Origin of the sequence: Stenotrophomonas sp. OVS01A (assembly GCF_019969775.1) — a bacterium.
Classification (GTDB): domain Bacteria; phylum Pseudomonadota; class Gammaproteobacteria; order Xanthomonadales; family Xanthomonadaceae; genus Stenotrophomonas; species Stenotrophomonas indicatrix.
In genome coordinates this window covers 1-15,071 of sequence record NZ_JAHXYV010000005.1, presented here as the reverse complement: position 1 = coordinate 15,071, position 15,071 = coordinate 1, and the positions used below count along the sequence as shown (strand labels likewise).

Sequence of the window (15,071 nt, the reverse complement as noted above, 5' to 3'; positions counted from 1 at the left end):
CACCTTCAGTTGGGGTCTAGGGTCAGGCTGCCTGGCCTGCCGGTGGCTGCGCAGTGGCGCAACTGCGCCTCGCGCCAACGCCGGTAGAGCGTGGTATGCAGATTGTGCAACGCCAGGTCGATGGAAAACGGCGTGCGCGGATTCCGGTCGAGCAGGCGGATGATGTGGTAGCCGACAGGACGTATACCGCGTGGGTGCGCGTAGATCACGAACTGCTGGTAGAACGGATCGTCCAGCAACTGGTCCATCTGCTGCACCACGTCACGATAGCGCGGGGCCAGCTGCGCACGCAGCGCCGGATCGCGCTCGTACAACAGCCGCTCGAAATAGCGTTGGCCGACACGCGGAATGCCCTGCGCCAGCTGCCACAGGGCACGGTTGCGCTGGTCATACCAGGCCAGGCCACCGTGCTCCGCCAGTGCCTGCGCCGCGCCTGCGCCCACCTCCACCACGACGAAGTTCTCCGCCTGGTTGCTCAGATCGTCCAAGGTGCCTTTGTCGAAGACGTGTTCGATGAAGCCCGGCAACCCGACAAAGGCCTGCCGACCCATCGCCGACGTGCGCACGGCCTTGCCGTCGGCCATGAACTGGCCGGCCTGCGCGCCCAGCAGGATGCTGTCGGTGTCGTGCAGGCCAAGGAACGTGCCGATGGACAGTTCGGCGGGCGCGAATTCCGCATCGAAGGCGGCATCGCCGTACAGCTCGCGCTGCGCAGCCAGCTGCGCGACCTGGCGGCCGACACCGCACTCGGCGCGCACGTGGCCCGTATAGAACGCATCCAGCGCGCGGCTGTTGCTGGCGGCCGGCACATAGCCACGACCGAAGCTGCGCACCCGCTGCCATCCCTGTGCCGGAGCACCGCGTGCGCCAAAGCCGATCCAGCCCAGCTGCACACCGGTGAAGCGGAAGGATTCATTGTCCTGCAGTGCCTGCGTAGCGCGTTGCACGGCAGCGCCCAGTTCAAAGGCGTAGGCACAGACCGTGGCCGGGTCATCCAGCAACTGCTGCAACAGGGCCTGCCGGTCGGCCTCGGCCAGCGTTCCGGGCCAGCGCACGCGTAGATCACCGGCCGCCTGCGCTTCGGCCAGCGAGGCACGCGTACACACCGGCCCACCCTCTACCTGTGGCGTGGTAATCGTTGCGGTTTCAAAGCGCCATCCCAGCCGCTGCAGCAGGCCTTGGCTGCACTCGGCCGTAGCGGCCAGCGTGCTCAGGGGCCAGCCCAGCAGCAGGGCCCACGCGATCACCCTGCCGCGCACGCTCAGCCCTGGTCCGTTGCTGCCGGCGCTGGTTCGGGCTCAGGCCCGGCAGGAGGCTGCGGCGACGCGGCCGGTTGCGGTTGCGGCTCTGGCTTCGCTGCCGCTGGCAGGTACTGCTGCAGGCGCTGGAAGAAGCGCCGATAGAACTCGGCATCGGTGATCGTGCTGCTGGCCACTTTCACCAGTGAGTCGTCATTGCTGCCGAACGGCAGCGACACCGAGCCCAGCGCGCCCACGCCCACACTGGCCGAGGTCGGGCTCTTCTTCAGTGCATAGCGGTCCTGCACGGCGCTGACGAACACCAACGCCTGGCTGCCACGCGGCGCGCACGAGATACGCAGCACCAGCTGCTCATGGTCGTCCTCGCGCGGCTGGAAGTTCTTGTTGCCTTCCACCTGCGCATCGTCCGAGCGTGCGATCGCATAGCCCTGGCTGAGCAGCGTGCGCCGGGCTGCTTCGCAGGCTTCGGCCGGCCGCCCATCGACGGTGCGCGAGAAGGTGTCGCCGGAGTCGAAGGACTCCCGCAACAGACTGCTGTCGGCGGCACGACCGCCACAGGCGGTCAATGCCAAGGCACTGGTGGCAGCCAGCAGGGAAGCAGAAAGAAGGGAGGCCCGCATGGGTACTCCTGCGAAGACGGTATCCCCGAGGGTAGCCCCCTGCCCGTGTGCGCCGGGTCGAAAACACCGGGCACGTCCCCCACCGTTGTACCCGGTTCATGCAAAAAGGGGACGGAAGGATCAAGTCGTTTGTGCCACTAACGACTTGACCCCTCCGTCCCCTTTTTCAGTCAATCAGTCGGCCCAGCGGCCTGCGGCGGTGGACTGCGGCAGGACCTGCGCCGACAGCGGACGGTCGGCCTCCAGCAGGTTCACCGCGTCGGCCAGGATCGAGGCCGATTCACGCAGCAACGGATCCGGACGCTTCTCGGCGGCCTTCTCGCGGGCGGCATCCTTGACGATGTCGCGCTCGTTCCCGGTCAGGCCGTCATCGCTGCTGTCATCGGCCAGCGGGTCCAGGGCCAGGCCCAGTTCCTTGCGCACGATCTGGCGCTGCTTGCGCTGGGTGTCCTGGCGCTCGCGCTCGGCACGTCGGGTCGCTTCATTCAGCGAGACGTACTTCTTCGCCGCTTCAGTACGGAACTGCTCCACGTCCTCGTTCCACCACTGGAATTCCTTGTCGGTGGCGATGCGCGCGTCGTGACGCGTTTCCAGCTTCGGCAGCAGCGGCGCGAAGTTGCCGTACTGGGTGTGCGGCACCGCGGCGATACGGGTCCACGGCAGGGCATTGTCGTAGGTGCTCTCGCCGAACTCGGTGGCATCGACGCTGGCCGGGAACGCCAGGTCCGGCACCACACCCTTGTGCTGGGTGCTGCTGCCGCTGATGCGGAAGAACTGGGCGATGGTCAGCTTCACCTGGCCAAAGCGCTGGGCTTCGCCACTCGGCCAACGGTCCAGGTCGACGATGTTCTGCACCGTGCCCTTGCCGAAGCTGGTTTCACCGATGACCAGGCCGCGGCCGTAGTCCTGGATGGCACCAGCAAAGATTTCCGACGCCGAGGCCGAACCACGGTTGATCAGCACGGCCAGCGGACCGTCCCATGCCACGCCCTGGTTGCGGTCGCTGTTGACGGTGACCCGGCCACCGGATTCGCGCACCTGCACCACCGGACCCTGCTCGATGAACAGACCGGTCAGCTCGATGGCCTCATCCAGCGAACCGCCACCGTTGTTGCGCAGGTCCAGCACCACGCCGTCCAGCTTGTCGGTCTTGAAACCGGCCAGCAGCTTGGCCACGTCGCGGGTGGCCGACGCGTAATCGGTGGCGTTGCGACGACGGCCTTCGAAGTCCTGGTAGAAGGTCGGCAGCTTGATCACGCCGACCTTGCGTGCCGGCTCGCCATTGACGGCCGGGATGGTCATGGTCTCGCCCTTGGCGGCCTGTTCGGCCAGGCGCACCTTCTGCCGGGTCAGCACCAGGGTGTGGTGCTTGCCGTCGACGCCCGCTTCGGCCGGAATGAACTCCAGCTTCACCTGGGTGTCCTTGGCGCCACGGATCTTGGCCACGACATCATCGATGCGCCAGCCGATCACATCTTCCACCAGCCCGGACTTGCCCTGGCCGACGCCGACGATGCGGTCACCCGGCTTCAGCGTGCCGTCCACAGCCGCCGGACCACCGGCGATGATCTCGCGGATCACCACCACGTCGTCCTGGCGCTGCAGCTGCGCGCCGATGCCTTCCAGCGACAGCGACATCGCCTGGTTGAAGTTCTCGGCGGTACGCGGGGTGAAGTAATCGGTGTGCGGATCAACCGCGCTGGTGTAGGCGTTCATGAAGAACTGGAAGGTGTCTTCGCCCTTCAGCTCGTTGACCGACTTTTCCAGGGTGGCGTAACGCTTGTCCAGCGTCTTGCGGATGTCATCGGACTTCTTGCCGGCCAGCTTCAGGCGCAGCCAGTCATTCTTCACCGACTTGCGCCACAGCTCGTCGAGCTCGGCGTTGGACGCTGCCCACGGCACGTCCTTGCGGTCGTACTCGAAGCGCTCGTCGGTGGTGAAATCCGGTTCCTGCTTGAGCAGCTTGCGCGCGTAGGCCACACGCTCGCCGACGCGCTGCTTGTAGACCGCGAACACCTGGAAGGCCGGCTCCAGCTCGCCGCCGCGGATGGCATTGGCAATGCCGGCCTGGAACGGTGCGAAGCGGGTGATGTCGGCTTGGGTGAAGTACTGCTTGCCGCCGTCCAGGGTCTCCAGGTAGCGCTTGAACACATCCTTGGAGGTGGCTTCATCGAGCGCACGCGGGCGATAGGCGTAGCGGCTGTCGGACAACAGGCCGTATACCAGCTTGGAGGTGGTCACCTGATCGGCGGTAGCCGCCGCCGGCAACGCCGGCGAGTCGGCCTTGGCCGCCAGCGCCAACGGCGCAACCAGCGCCAGGGCCATCAGGAATGCGGGGGCTTTGAATTTCATTGACGTGCTCGAAGGCGCCTTGCCAAGGGGGAGACTGCAGGGTGTTCAGACACCACGACAGTGCCGAAAGTTGCCGGGTTTGTCACCCGTCCACTTCCAGTGGAAAACCAGCCTAGCGGGGCCGGTGTAGCAAATTGTGAATGCAGGCAAAGGCGTGCGGACCAACGGTCCGCACCCACCATGGTGATGGTGACACCCATCGGTGATGGTGACACCCATCGGTGGTGGTGGCACCCATCGGTGGTGGTGGCACCCATCGGTAGCGCCGGGCCATGCCCGGCGGGGATGAGGTGTGCGGACCAACGGTCCGCACCCACCGGCGGAGCCTCAGGAAACGCCGGCGCCCTTGGCCTGCACGTCGGCGTGGTACGACGAGCGCACCATCGGGCCGGAGGCCACGTGGCTGAAGCCCAGCTCGTAACCGTAGACTTCCAGCGCCTTGTAGTCGTCCGGGGTCCAATACTTCAGCACCGGGTGGTGGTGCGCGGTCGGCTGCAGGTACTGGCCGATGGTGATCATGTCCACATTGTGCGCACGCAGGTCGCGCATGGTGGCCTTGATCTGTTCGAAGTCTTCGCCCAGGCCCAGCATGATGCCCGACTTGGTCGGTACGTCAGGGTGCTGCGCCTTGAAGTTCTTCAGCAGGTTCAACGACCACTGGTAATCGGCACCCGGGCGCACGTTGCGGTACAGGTCCGGCACGGTTTCGATGTTGTGGTTGAACACGTCCGGCGGGTTCTGCGCGAGGATCTCCAGCGCGCGCTCCATGCGGCCCTTGCCGCGGAAATCCGGGGTCAGCACTTCGATGCGGGTGCCCGGCGATTTCTCGCGGATGGCGGTGATGCAGTCGACGAAGTGCTGGGCACCGCCGTCGCGCAGGTCATCGCGGTCGACGCTGGTCACCACCACGTACTTCAGGCCCATGTCGGCCACGGTCTGGCCCAGGCTGGCCGGCTCGTTGGCATCGGGCGGCTTCGGCCGGCCGTGTGCCACGTCGCAGAACGAGCAGCGGCGGGTGCAGACCTCGCCCAGGATCATGAAAGTGGCGGTGCCGTGGCCGAAGCATTCGTGGATGTTCGGGCAGCTGGCTTCCTCGCACACGGTCACCAGGCGGTTCTCGCGCAGCTTGGCTTTCAGGTTCTGCACGGCATTGCCCGAAGGAATGCGCACGCGGATCCAGGAGGGCTTGCGCAGCACCGGCACGTCGGCGAACTGCACCGGCGAACGGTTGATCTTGTCCCCACCCATCTGCTTGACCCCGGCCTGCAACGGCGCGGTGGACGGAAGCTCGGCCTGCACGATCTGCAGGGGTATGGTGCGGGCAGTGGTTTCAGTCATGGCGTTTCCGGGGGCGGTCAGGCGGCCGCAGAGAGATCAGGCAGTTCAGGCACGGGCTGCAGCAGCAGGCCGAACTGGCGGGCCAGGTGGTCCAGCAGCACCGGCTTGACGGCGTCCATCCCGGACGGACCGCCCAAGTCTAGCACCGTGGTCACCTGCAACCCCTCGTAACCACAGGGGTTGATGCGGTGGAAAGGGTCGAGGTCCATGGCCACGTTGAAGGCCAGGCCGTGGAAGGTGCAGCCGCGCCGCACGCGGATGCCGAGTGCGGCGATCTTGGCACCGCCGACGTAGACGCCCGGGGCGCCATCGAGCCGTTCGGCACCGATGTTCCATTCCGCCAGGGTGTCGATGATGGCCTGCTCGATGCGGCATACGTAGTCGCGCACGCCGATGCCCAGCCGCGGCAGCCGCAGCAGCGGATAGATCACGATCTGGCCGGGGCCGTGGTAGGTCACCTGGCCACCGCGATCGACGTGGACCACCGGGATCTCACCCGGCGCCAGCACGTGTTCGACCTTGCCGGCCTGGCCCAGGGTGAACACCGGATCGTGCTCGACCACCCACAGCTCGTCCAGCGTGTCATCGTCGCGCTGGTCGGTGAAACGCTGCATGGCGTGCCAGACCGGCTCGTAGGCCTGGCGCCCCAGGTCACGGACCACCGCCGGGCGCGGCGGGCGCGCCTCGGGGGCAGCCGCTTCGGCAGGACAGCTGACGGCTACACCGTCCACTTCACTTCCGGGTGGTCGCGCAGGGCCTGGTGGGCCACGTCGTACTGATCGCGGTTCTCGGCCCGGAAGACCAGGCGCACCGAGACGTACTTGCCGTTGGACGAATGCTTCCAGCTGATGCGCTCGTTCACCACGTCGACGCCAGCAGCCAGCAGCAGGCGGGGGAGTTCATGCTCCAGGCCGCGGTTGGCCGGGCCCATCGCGCTGAGCTCGAACTGACCGGGGAACTGGAAGCCGTGTTCGGGGTTGTCGGACTTGATTTCCATGCGCCCATTATCGGGCCGCAGGGCAACAAACCCAAGAGTATTCATGTAAGCCGGCGGCACTGCGGGCGGGCCGCTGCGTTGCAGCTGAACATCCATTCAGGCTGGGACCCACCTCCCAGGGCCCCTGCCCCATCGCTGCGGCTTCACCTGCGGTAACCGATTGTATCGATCAGACAATGTTGTTTTCGGAACAGACAAGTGATCCCAGCGCGCTCGTTCCATCACAGCGCCGGGAGTACCGTGTCGTTGCATAAAACGACAGACAAAAGCCCCCTTCCCGATGATCATCCCATCCATGCGCTACCTCGCATCCTTTGGATTGTCCGGCCTGCTGGCCACCGCCCTCCCCCTTTCCGCCTACGCAGCCGAGCAATGCGGCCCGGACGCGATGCGCGAGCATCCGCCGCAGGTCAATTTCCGCGTCGACAACGACCTGTTCGGCGGCCGCCACCAGGATCAGGGCTATACCAACGGCGCCCAGCTGACCCTGGTCTCGCCCAACCTGGTCGATTACACCGACGACCCGTGCCTGCCGCGCCTGGCGCGCTGGGTGAACAGCCACCTGGAGGCACTGCACCCGGGCAGGTTCGAACAGCAGAACATGATCTTCAGCCTGGCCCAGGGCATCTTCACCCCCACCGATTTCACCCGGAAGGACCTGATCGAAGACGACCGCCCGTATGCGGGCGTGCTGGTGGCCAGCTTCGGCTACAACGCACGCAGCGGCGACCACCTGCAGACCACCCTGCTGACCCTGGGCGTGGTGGGCCCGTGGGCGCAGGGCCGGCAGGTGCAGAACGCGGTGCACGACGTGCTGGGTGATGAGAAATTCCAGGGCTGGGACAACCAGCTGCACAACGAACCGGTGTTCATGCTGACCCACGAGCGCATGCGCCGCTGGCCGGGCGATGCCAGCATCAATGCCGACGGCTGGGGCTGGGATGCGATCAGCCATTACGGCGGCTCGATCGGCAACCTGGAAACCAAGGCCAACGTCGGCGGCGAAGTGCGTTTCGGCTGGAAGCTGCCCGACGATTTCGGCAGCACCCCGCTGCGCCCGGCCGGCGAGAACACCGCGCCGACCCGGGGTGGCAAGCCCAGTGGCTGGTCGTGGCACATGTTCGCCACCACCGATGCGGCGTGGGTGATCCGCGATATCACCCTGGACGGCAACACGTTCCGCAACAGCCACAGCGTGGACAAGCGCCACGTGGTCGCCTACGGCGGTTACGGCGTGGCAGTGATGCGCGGCCGCTGGAAATTCGCGGTAGCCCGCTACCACAGCACCCGCGAGTTCAATGGCCAGCGCGAAGCCCCGGTGTTCGGCAGCTTCACCATCAGCCGCTCGCTGTAAGCGAGGGGCTGATGGTGAAGCGGGTAGGTGCCGACCGTTGGTCGGCACACCGGATTGAATCGCTCGCTGTAATCCGGGGCTGCGTCCGCCGGGCATGGCCCGGCGCTACCCGATCATCGGTAGCGCCGGGCCATGCCCGGCGGGATCCCACGAAAAAGGCCGGCATTCGCCGGCCTTTTTCATTCACCGCAGCAGGCTGCGGATCATTCCGATTCCCACCACATCCAGAAGCTGTCCCACAGGCGCTTGAAGAAGCCGGCCTGCTCGACGGCGGCCACAGCCACCAGCGGCGCTTCGGCCACCAGCTTGCCATCCAGGGTGACCTTGACGGTGCCGATCTGCTGGCCAGCGGTGAACGGTGCTTCCAGGGTCTTGGGCACGTCGATGCTCGGCTTCAGGTCGTTGTAGCGACCGCGCGGCACGCTGACCAGCATCGGCTGCGCCACGCCCAGCTGCACCTTGTCGGTGGTGCCCTTCCATACCTTGTGCTCGGCCACGGCCTTGCCCGGCTCGTACAGGCGGTGGGTCTCGAAGAAGCGGAAGCCCCAGTTCAACAGGGCCAGGCTGTCATCGGCGCGCTGCTTTTCCGACGCGCCGCCCAGCACCACGGCGACCAGGCGCTGGTCACCGCGCTGGGCCGAGCTCATCAGGCAGTAGCCGGCCTCGGAGGTGTGGCCGGTCTTGATGCCGTCCACGCTGCCATCGCGCCACAACAGCAGGTTGCGGTTGGGCTGCTTGATGGTGCCGACCTGGAATTCCTTGATCTTGTTGTACGCGTAGGTTTCCGGGTAGTCGCGCACCATCGCGCGGCCCAGCAGGGCCAGGTCGTAGGCGCTGCTGTGATGGCCCGGGGCGGTCAAGCCGTGGGCGTTCACGAAGTGCGAGTTCTTCATGCCGATCTTGGCGGCGTAGCTGTTCATCAGCGAAGCGAAGGCTTCTTCGCTGCCGGCCACGTGCTCAGCCAGGGCGATCGCGGCGTCATTGCCGGACTGGATCGCCATGCCCTTTTCCATGTCTTCCAGGCGCGCGGTCTGGTTGACCGGGAAGCCGCTGTAGCTGCCGTCGGTGCCGGCACCACCTTCGCGCCAGGCGCGTTCGCTCATCATCACCTGGTCATCGGGACGGACCTTGCCGTTCTTGACCTCGGCGGCGATCACGTACGACGTCATCACCTTGGTGATGCTGGCCGGGGCCAGCTGTTCGTTGATGTTCTCGCCTGCCAGCACCTGGCCGGTGGCGTAGTCCATCAGCACCCAGGCCTTGGAAACGCTGGGTGCAGGCGCCGGCGGCGTGGCCACGGTGGCGGGGGCAGCAGCGGCGGCAGGCGCCGGGGTGGCCGGGGTCGGCAGCGGCGTCTGGGCGGAGGCCAGGCCCACCACCAGGGTGGCGGCCAGGGCAGTGGCGGCGGAACGGAAATTCATGGGACAGCAGGCTCCAGGGGACGGCCGGAAAATGAAGGATGGGGCGAGGTGGCCATTGTAAGGCCGAGGTGGCAAGGGCCGGCAGCACCGGCCCGGGCGGAATCAGTCCTTGACGATCTGTGGCGAGCCAAAGCCCAGACCCGAGATGCGCCCGGCAAGTTCCGCCGCGCTGGCATGGTCGCTGGCGGGTACCCGCAGGCGCCACAGGGTACGACCACCGGCAGCGATGTCGCTGATGGTGGCACCGACGATGCCGGCAGCGTTGAGCTGGCCCATCGCCCGGTTGGCGTTGTCGCGGTTGGAGAAGCTGGCGACCTGCAGCATCACCGCGCCCACCACCTTCTGCGACAGGCTGGGGCTGCTGGCCGGGGCCGGGCTGCGCGGCATGGCGGTGGCCACGACCGGCGCTGCCGGACGCGACGCGGGGGCGCTGGGCGGCAGGCTGCTGACCGCCACTTCCGGCATCGTGCTGACAGCGGCCTGGGTGGTAGCCGGCTGGCCGCGCTCGGGCGCGGCGTCGGCCGGCAGGCGCTTGACCAGTCGATCGATGTCGCTGTCGGCAACCGCACGTGCGGCGGGTGCGGGACGTGCGCTGGCGACGGCAGCGGTAGCCGCTTCCGCAGCACGGCGTTCGCGGCGCGACGGCTTCTGCGCCATCAGGTTGGTTTCACCCGGCTGCACTGCGCGCACTTCCACGTTGCCGGTACCGCGCTGGGTGATGCCCAGGCGCACAGCGGCGGCGTAACTGAGATCGACCACGCGGCCATCGTGGAACGGGCCACGATCATTGACGCGCACGATCACCGATTCGCCGTTGTCCAGGTTGGTCACGCGGGCGAAGCTGGGCAGCGGCAGGGTCTTGTGCGCAGCGGTGAACTGGTACATGTCGTAGACCTCGCGGTTGGAGGTCAGGCGGCCATGGAACTTGGCGCCGTAGTACGAAGCGGTGCCGCGTTCAACGTAGTTGCGGGTGTCGTCGAGCACCTTGTACTGCTTGCCCAGCACCACGTAGGGCGACTTGTTGCCGATCGCCGAGCGATCCTCATTGGTCACCACCGGCTCGGGAATACAGGCCACGTTGGGCACGTAACTGGGCGTGGTGTCTTTCACGCCGGGCTTGTACAGGCCACCGGCGGTGTAGTTGCCACGGGTGGACAGGTCCTCGGTGGCCGCCGCGTACGGCGAGCCCTCCGGACAATGCGCCGGACGCCCACCCTTGCCCTGCACCACCGTGCCGGACGGCTTGCCACCGTGGCCGGCGGTCGCCGGCTTTTTCGGCGCGCTGCTGCAGGCGGCCAGCGCGAGGACGATCAATCCAGGGACCAGCCATCTGATGTTCATGCCGGGGGCAGCTCCTGTCCGGCAACGGCCTGCGACAACTGGAACACGGCCATCGCGTACATCTTCGAGAGGTTGTAGCGGGTGATTGCGTAGTAGTTCTGGAAGCCCAGCCAGTACTGCTTGCCGGTGCTGCCTTCAAGGGTGATCGGGGTGGCGGTGGCACCCGGCTGCACCGGCGCGCTGGGCTGGTAGCCGCGCTGGGCCAGGTCGGCCAGCGACCAGGTGGGCATCCACTCGGTCGGGTTGAACTCCTCGCGGCCGGCGGCGAGCGTGGCCGGCACGGCGACCTGGCCGCCGCGCACCCAGCCACCCTTCTTCACGAAGTAGTTGGCGATGGACGAGAACACGTCGTCGTAGCTGGTGAACAGGTCACGGCGACCATCGCCGTTGCCGTCCACGGCGTAATCCAGGTAGCTGGAGGGCATGAACTGGCCCATACCCATCGCACCGGCATAGCTGCCCTTGAGCGTGGTGATGTCCAGCTTTTCCTCGCGGCCCAGCTCGAACAGCTTGGCCAGTTCATCGCGGAAGAACAGCTCGCGGCGCACTTCGCGCTCCAGCTTGGCCGGGTCGCCACTGCGCGGGTAATAGAAGGCCAGGGTGTACAGCGCATCGAGCACGCGATGGCTGCCGGCATTCTTGCCGTAGCTGGTTTCCACGCCGATGATCGCCACGATCACTTCCGCCGGCACGCCGGTGCGCTGCTGCACACGGTCCAGTTCGGCGCGATGCTGGGCAAGAAACGCCTTGCCGCCATCGATGCGTGCCTTGCTGATGAACATCGGCCGGTATTCGTTCCACGGCTTGACCCGTTCGGCCGGCCGCGACATGGCAGCAATGATCGGCTGGCGCACCTGCGCCTGGTCGAGCACGTTGCGGATCTCGTCGGGCTTGAGTCCGTAGCGCTTGGCGGTGTCGGCAATGAATCTGGCGCGCGCGGTTTCGAACGGCACCGGGGTGAGATCGACCGGTGCTGCCGTGGCCGCGGTCGCTTCCGGCGCGGCCTCGGCCGGGCCGTGGGGCTTGGCCGCCGGGTGGCGCGGCGTACTGCTGGCCTGTGGCGAAGTCGGTGGGGACGTCGGCTGGGTCGCGCAGGCGACCAGGCCGAGGGTGAGCATGCAGGCCAGAGAACGTCGAATCATCACCGCAGGTTAGCAGGTCATGGATGAATTAAAACCCCTAACACCATGAATCACAACGATTTGCACGCGTTCAGCGCGAAATGTGAAGACGTTGTGATTGACCTGCCCCATTCAGGCAGAGGTTGCCGGTTGCGTCCCCATCCCCGCAGACGCAACCGGCCGCCGGACCCGGTCGGTACCTGCGCGGCTGCCGCTCCCCAGTGGCAGTGCTCCGCGCTCCCTGTACCCGTTGGATCAGTACTGCTTTCCCATCCGACGCCCCTCGCGCTGCATCAAAGACGGCGCGCCATGCCGAACGGGCCGCCATTGTGCAGGCCGATTGCGACAAGTCCATTGATCAGGATCAACGCGGCGTCAAAATGTGAATTGGCGCCCACTTTTAATGGAACTTCGTCAGCGGCGATGCTGCTGTGCGGCGTTGTGGGAACGATTACAGAAATGCGCTTGCGCAGATTCATGCGCGCATCGGCGGCGAAGGTCGGCGAACGGCGCAGCCCCTCGTGGGTGAGCGCTGAAAGCAACAGCCGTGGTTGGCCGGGCGGGTGGGGTTCGCGGGGGACGCCGTGAATCCGTCCATGGAGGCTTGGCCGCGCCATCCATGGCGCGGACACCCCCGCGAACCCCACCCGCCCGGCCTCTGACGGTTTCCTGCGGCGTCCACCCACGCAAAGAGAAAAAAGAAGAGCGAAGAGCAACAGCGGGTCGCTTCGCTCTGAGCCGAGCGTGGGCTCGGCTCTACAGGAAGCGTGGGCAACCGGCCATGCTGCTTTTGCTTTTGATCTTCTTTTTCTTCTTGCGTGGTGGACGCCGCAGGAACCTGTCAGCGGCCGGGCGGGTGGGTAGTGCGGGGTGTCCGCGGCATGGATGCCGCGGACAAGCCCCCAGGGATGGGTTCACGGCGTCCCCGCACTATCCACCCGCCCGGCCAGCCCTCAGCAATCCAGCTTTCCACGACCCACCCGCCCCACCCACGAGGGGCTGCGCCGTTGGCTGGAAACCTACGCGTGCACCGGCCGATGCCCCCGCACCGCCATCACCAGCCCGATCCCCGCCAGCAACGACACCGCCGAGGTGCCGCCATAACTGATCAACGGCATCGGAATGCCCACCACCGGCAGCAATCCGGAAATCATCCCGCCGTTGACCAGCACGTACACGAAGAACGCCAGGCCGAGGCTCCCAGCCAACAACCGCGCGTGTGTGTCGCGTGCCTGCACCGCGATCGACAGGCAACGCCCGACCACGAACAGATACAGCGCGAACACCACCACCACGCCAATCCAGCCGAATTCCTCGGCAAGCACCGAGAACGCGAAATCGGTGGTGTACTCGGGCAGGAAATCCAGCGTGGCCTGTGTGCCGTGGCCCCAGCCGCGCCCCTGCATGCCACCCGAGCCGATGGCGATGCGCGACTGCAGGATGTTCCAGCCGGTGCCCAACGGATCGGCAGCCGGATCCAGGAAGGTCAGCACGCGATTCTTCTGGTATTGCCGCAGCAGCCCGAACCAGGCCAACGGCGCAGCCACCGACACCGCGCCCAGTCCGGCCGCCACCCAGCGCCACTGCAGGCCCGCCAGCAGCAGGGCGAACACGCCGCTGGCGGTGACCAGGGTGGCGGTACCGAGATTGGGCTGCATCAGGATCAGCAGCGCTGGCACCCCGATCAGTACTGCGGCCGTCAGCACCGTGCGCGGCGATGGCGGCAGCGGCTGGCGGTGCAGATACCAGGCCATCATCAACGGCAGGCTGAGCTTGAGCAGTTCCGAAGGCTGCAGGTAGAACACGCCGAGGTTGAGCCAGCGCTGTCCGTATTTGCCGGTGCCGATCACGTACACCGCCATCAGCGGCAGCATCGACAGTGCATAGATCGCCGGCGTCCACGCGCGCAGGCGCAGCAGCGAAACCCGCGACAGCAGCCACATCGCCACCAGGCCACCGGCAAAGCGCATCGCCTGCCCGTGCACCGGCCCATTCACGCTGTGCAGCACCGCCAGGCCTGCGCCCATCAGGATCAACAACGCGATCAGCAACGGCAGATCGATCGTACGCAGCGCCTCACGGCAGCCACCAAGCATTCGTTTCCATTTCACCCGCGGCACGGTAGCAACCGGCGCTTTCGCGAAGCTGTCAGCGCTGTTTGACGCTATCGACTCCTTCGGCGACAACTGCCTTGGGCGCCCGGATTTTCCGGGTTTCAAACAATTCTGATTGGAGCCACAAGGGCCACGTGCACATCATGTGCGGCCACCGACAACGGGTGGCACGGGACTCCAATCCCGTTGACCCAAGTGTTGTTTACGCTTGCCAGCCGGCGTCGCTTTTTCCTTGTTTAGCGGCGTCGGCTGGCAATCCGTCCGTGCGTCTTTGGCGGGCGGTGCGTGGAGGGCCTCGTGCCCGCCGGCGCTTTCACACTTGGTCACCGGTATTGGAGCCACGCATCGCCTGCCACCCTCGCCTCCACGCGGGGTGGCCCTTGCCGACCGCACGAGGACCCCGCCATGTCCGCTTCCACCTACCCGTACCTGTTCGCCACGCTGGGCGAGGCTGCTCACCAGCTGCCGCATGACATCGCCCGCGCGCTGGAAACCACGCTCACTGCAACGCAGGCCGCCAACGCGCCGGGCGGCCCTACCCTGCTGGACTGCCTGCAGCGCATCCGCCAGGTGGAAGCGGCAGATGGCCAGCCGTGGCCGAGCAAAGGGCGAACGCAGGCGCAGTGCATGGCGATGGCGCGCATCGACCGCGCCAATGCCGGGCTGACCTTCCTGCTGGAACTGCTGCACGCCAGCTAACGCGTACGCGTGGACGGGGACGACACGCAGCATCTGCCCGACGACGCCCGCGAAGGACTGCTGCTGGCCTGCCGAGGCCTGTCGGAATATGTGGATGTGCAGTTGCAGGCCGCGTAATGCGCACGTCGCTGTGCCCTCGCCTGCCTCTCGTACAGCGCATGCCGGCCCTGAGCCGAGCATGGCTCGGCACTACAAAGAGCGAAGCGACCCACTTCTGCTCTGCTTTATTTCTCTTTGCGTGGGTGGCCACCGCAGGAAACTGTCAGAGGCCGGGCGGGGTGGGTTCGCGGGGGTGTCCGCGGCATGGATGCCGCGGCCAAGCCCCCAGGGTGAAGTGACCCCCTAAAGTTGGACAGTTGGGGGATCAGGCGGCCAGCGCGACCTGTTCCCGGTACTTTACCGGGCTCAGGCCCTTTAGTTTCAGTCGGATACGGTCTTCGTTGTAGTACCGGATG

13 protein-coding genes and 1 pseudogene are annotated in these 15,071 nt (G+C 66.5%); 2 read left to right on the top strand and 12 right to left on the bottom strand.

Annotated elements, in window-relative coordinates:
- Positions 1-5 precede the first annotated feature (5 nt).
- The 6 genes from LC407_RS16115 to LC407_RS16090 all read right to left on the bottom strand — a co-directional run bounded on the left by LC407_RS16115 (position 6) and on the right by LC407_RS16090 (position 6,566).
- Positions 6-1,244 carry a hypothetical protein gene (locus LC407_RS16115; protein WP_218787997.1) on the bottom strand — a complete coding sequence of 413 codons (1,239 nt, stop codon included), beginning with the start codon at positions 1,242-1,244 and terminating at the stop codon, positions 6-8.
- 17 nt (positions 1,245-1,261) lie between these two features.
- Complete coding sequence (locus LC407_RS16110) at positions 1,262-1,879, bottom strand: DUF2242 domain-containing protein (RefSeq protein ID WP_033832021.1); 618 nt, start codon at positions 1,877-1,879, stop codon at positions 1,262-1,264.
- A 174-nt stretch (positions 1,880-2,053) separates the two neighbouring features.
- Positions 2,054-4,231, bottom strand: coding sequence for a carboxy terminal-processing peptidase (locus LC407_RS16105; protein WP_025878702.1), 2,178 nt, complete (start codon positions 4,229-4,231; stop codon positions 2,054-2,056).
- A 327-nt stretch (positions 4,232-4,558) separates the two neighbouring features.
- Positions 4,559-5,569: a lipoyl synthase gene (lipA, locus tag LC407_RS16100; RefSeq protein ID WP_033832023.1), complete on the bottom strand. Its 1,011-nt coding sequence runs from the start codon at positions 5,567-5,569 to the stop codon at positions 4,559-4,561.
- A gap of 17 nt (positions 5,570-5,586) precedes the next feature.
- A complete protein-coding gene (lipB, locus tag LC407_RS16095) occupies positions 5,587-6,231 on the bottom strand; it encodes a lipoyl(octanoyl) transferase LipB (protein ID WP_223483263.1) in 645 nt (214 codons plus the stop codon).
- Positions 6,232-6,287: 56 nt separating this feature from the next.
- The gene (locus LC407_RS16090; RefSeq protein WP_025878705.1) at positions 6,288-6,566 is read right to left on the bottom strand and encodes a YbeD family protein; all 279 of its coding nucleotides are present in this window, start codon (positions 6,564-6,566) and stop codon (positions 6,288-6,290) included.
- 280 nt (positions 6,567-6,846) lie between these two features.
- On the opposite strand from LC407_RS16090, the gene LC407_RS16085 reads away from it, so the two are divergent.
- Positions 6,847-7,920, top strand: coding sequence for a lipid A deacylase LpxR family protein (locus LC407_RS16085; protein ID WP_059065146.1), 1,074 nt, complete (start codon positions 6,847-6,849; stop codon positions 7,918-7,920).
- Between the two features lie 203 nt (positions 7,921-8,123).
- Here the strand turns inward: LC407_RS16085 and LC407_RS16080 are convergent, their stop codons facing one another.
- From LC407_RS16080 to rodA, 5 genes are all read right to left on the bottom strand, one after another.
- Positions 8,124-9,341, bottom strand: a complete 1,218-nt coding sequence (locus LC407_RS16080; RefSeq protein WP_032975369.1) for a D-alanyl-D-alanine carboxypeptidase family protein — start codon at positions 9,339-9,341, stop codon at positions 8,124-8,126.
- 102 nt (positions 9,342-9,443) lie between these two features.
- Positions 9,444-10,682 (bottom strand): septal ring lytic transglycosylase RlpA family protein, encoded by a 1,239-nt coding sequence (locus LC407_RS16075; RefSeq protein ID WP_140225485.1) that lies wholly within the window; start codon positions 10,680-10,682, stop codon positions 9,444-9,446.
- On the bottom strand, positions 10,679-11,824 hold the full coding sequence (gene mltB / locus LC407_RS16070; RefSeq protein WP_223483193.1) for a lytic murein transglycosylase B: 1,146 nt from the start codon (positions 11,822-11,824) through the stop codon (positions 10,679-10,681). The genes LC407_RS16075 and mltB overlap by 4 nt, the downstream gene beginning before the upstream one ends.
- A 272-nt stretch (positions 11,825-12,096) precedes the next feature.
- Entirely contained in the window at positions 12,097-12,282 is a 186-nt protein-coding gene (locus tag LC407_RS16065) for a hypothetical protein (protein ID WP_134833093.1), read from the bottom strand.
- A 540-nt stretch (positions 12,283-12,822) separates the two neighbouring features.
- On the bottom strand, positions 12,823-13,899 hold the full coding sequence (gene rodA, locus LC407_RS16060; RefSeq protein WP_223483192.1) for a rod shape-determining protein RodA: 1,077 nt from the start codon (positions 13,897-13,899) through the stop codon (positions 12,823-12,825).
- Positions 13,900-14,322: 423 nt separating this feature from the next.
- Between rodA and LC407_RS16055 the strand changes: the two are divergent.
- Positions 14,323-14,733, top strand: a pseudogene (locus LC407_RS16055) (hypothetical protein).
- 247 nt (positions 14,734-14,980) lie between these two features.
- On the opposite strand, the gene LC407_RS16050 reads toward LC407_RS16055, so the two are convergent.
- A partial coding sequence (locus tag LC407_RS16050) for an IS3 family transposase (protein WP_140227454.1) occupies positions 14,981-15,071 on the bottom strand: 91 nt, incomplete at its 5' end.

Excerpts from the sequence above, each read along its gene's own strand:
- LC407_RS16080 (WP_032975369.1), bottom strand. The coding sequence starts at position 9,341 with ATGAATTTCCGTTCCGCCGCCACTGCCCTGGCCGCCACCCTGGTGGTG.
- LC407_RS16075 (WP_140225485.1), bottom strand. The coding sequence starts at position 10,682 with ATGAACATCAGATGGCTGGTCCCTGGATTGATCGTCCTCGCGCTGGCC.
- LC407_RS16110 (WP_033832021.1), bottom strand. The coding sequence starts at position 1,879 with ATGCGGGCCTCCCTTCTTTCTGCTTCCCTGCTGGCTGCCACCAGTGCC.
- LC407_RS16065 (WP_134833093.1), bottom strand. The coding sequence starts at position 12,282 with ATGAATCTGCGCAAGCGCATTTCTGTAATCGTTCCCACAACGCCGCAC.
- lipA (WP_033832023.1), bottom strand. The coding sequence starts at position 5,569 with ATGACTGAAACCACTGCCCGCACCATACCCCTGCAGATCGTGCAGGCC.
- LC407_RS16085 (WP_059065146.1), top strand. The coding sequence starts at position 6,847 with ATGATCATCCCATCCATGCGCTACCTCGCATCCTTTGGATTGTCCGGC.
- LC407_RS16105 (WP_025878702.1), bottom strand. The coding sequence starts at position 4,231 with ATGAAATTCAAAGCCCCCGCATTCCTGATGGCCCTGGCGCTGGTTGCG.
- mltB (WP_223483193.1), bottom strand. The coding sequence starts at position 11,824 with ATGATTCGACGTTCTCTGGCCTGCATGCTCACCCTCGGCCTGGTCGCC.
- rodA (WP_223483192.1), bottom strand. The coding sequence starts at position 13,899 with ATGCTTGGTGGCTGCCGTGAGGCGCTGCGTACGATCGATCTGCCGTTG.
- LC407_RS16090 (WP_025878705.1), bottom strand. The coding sequence starts at position 6,566 with ATGGAAATCAAGTCCGACAACCCCGAACACGGCTTCCAGTTCCCCGGT.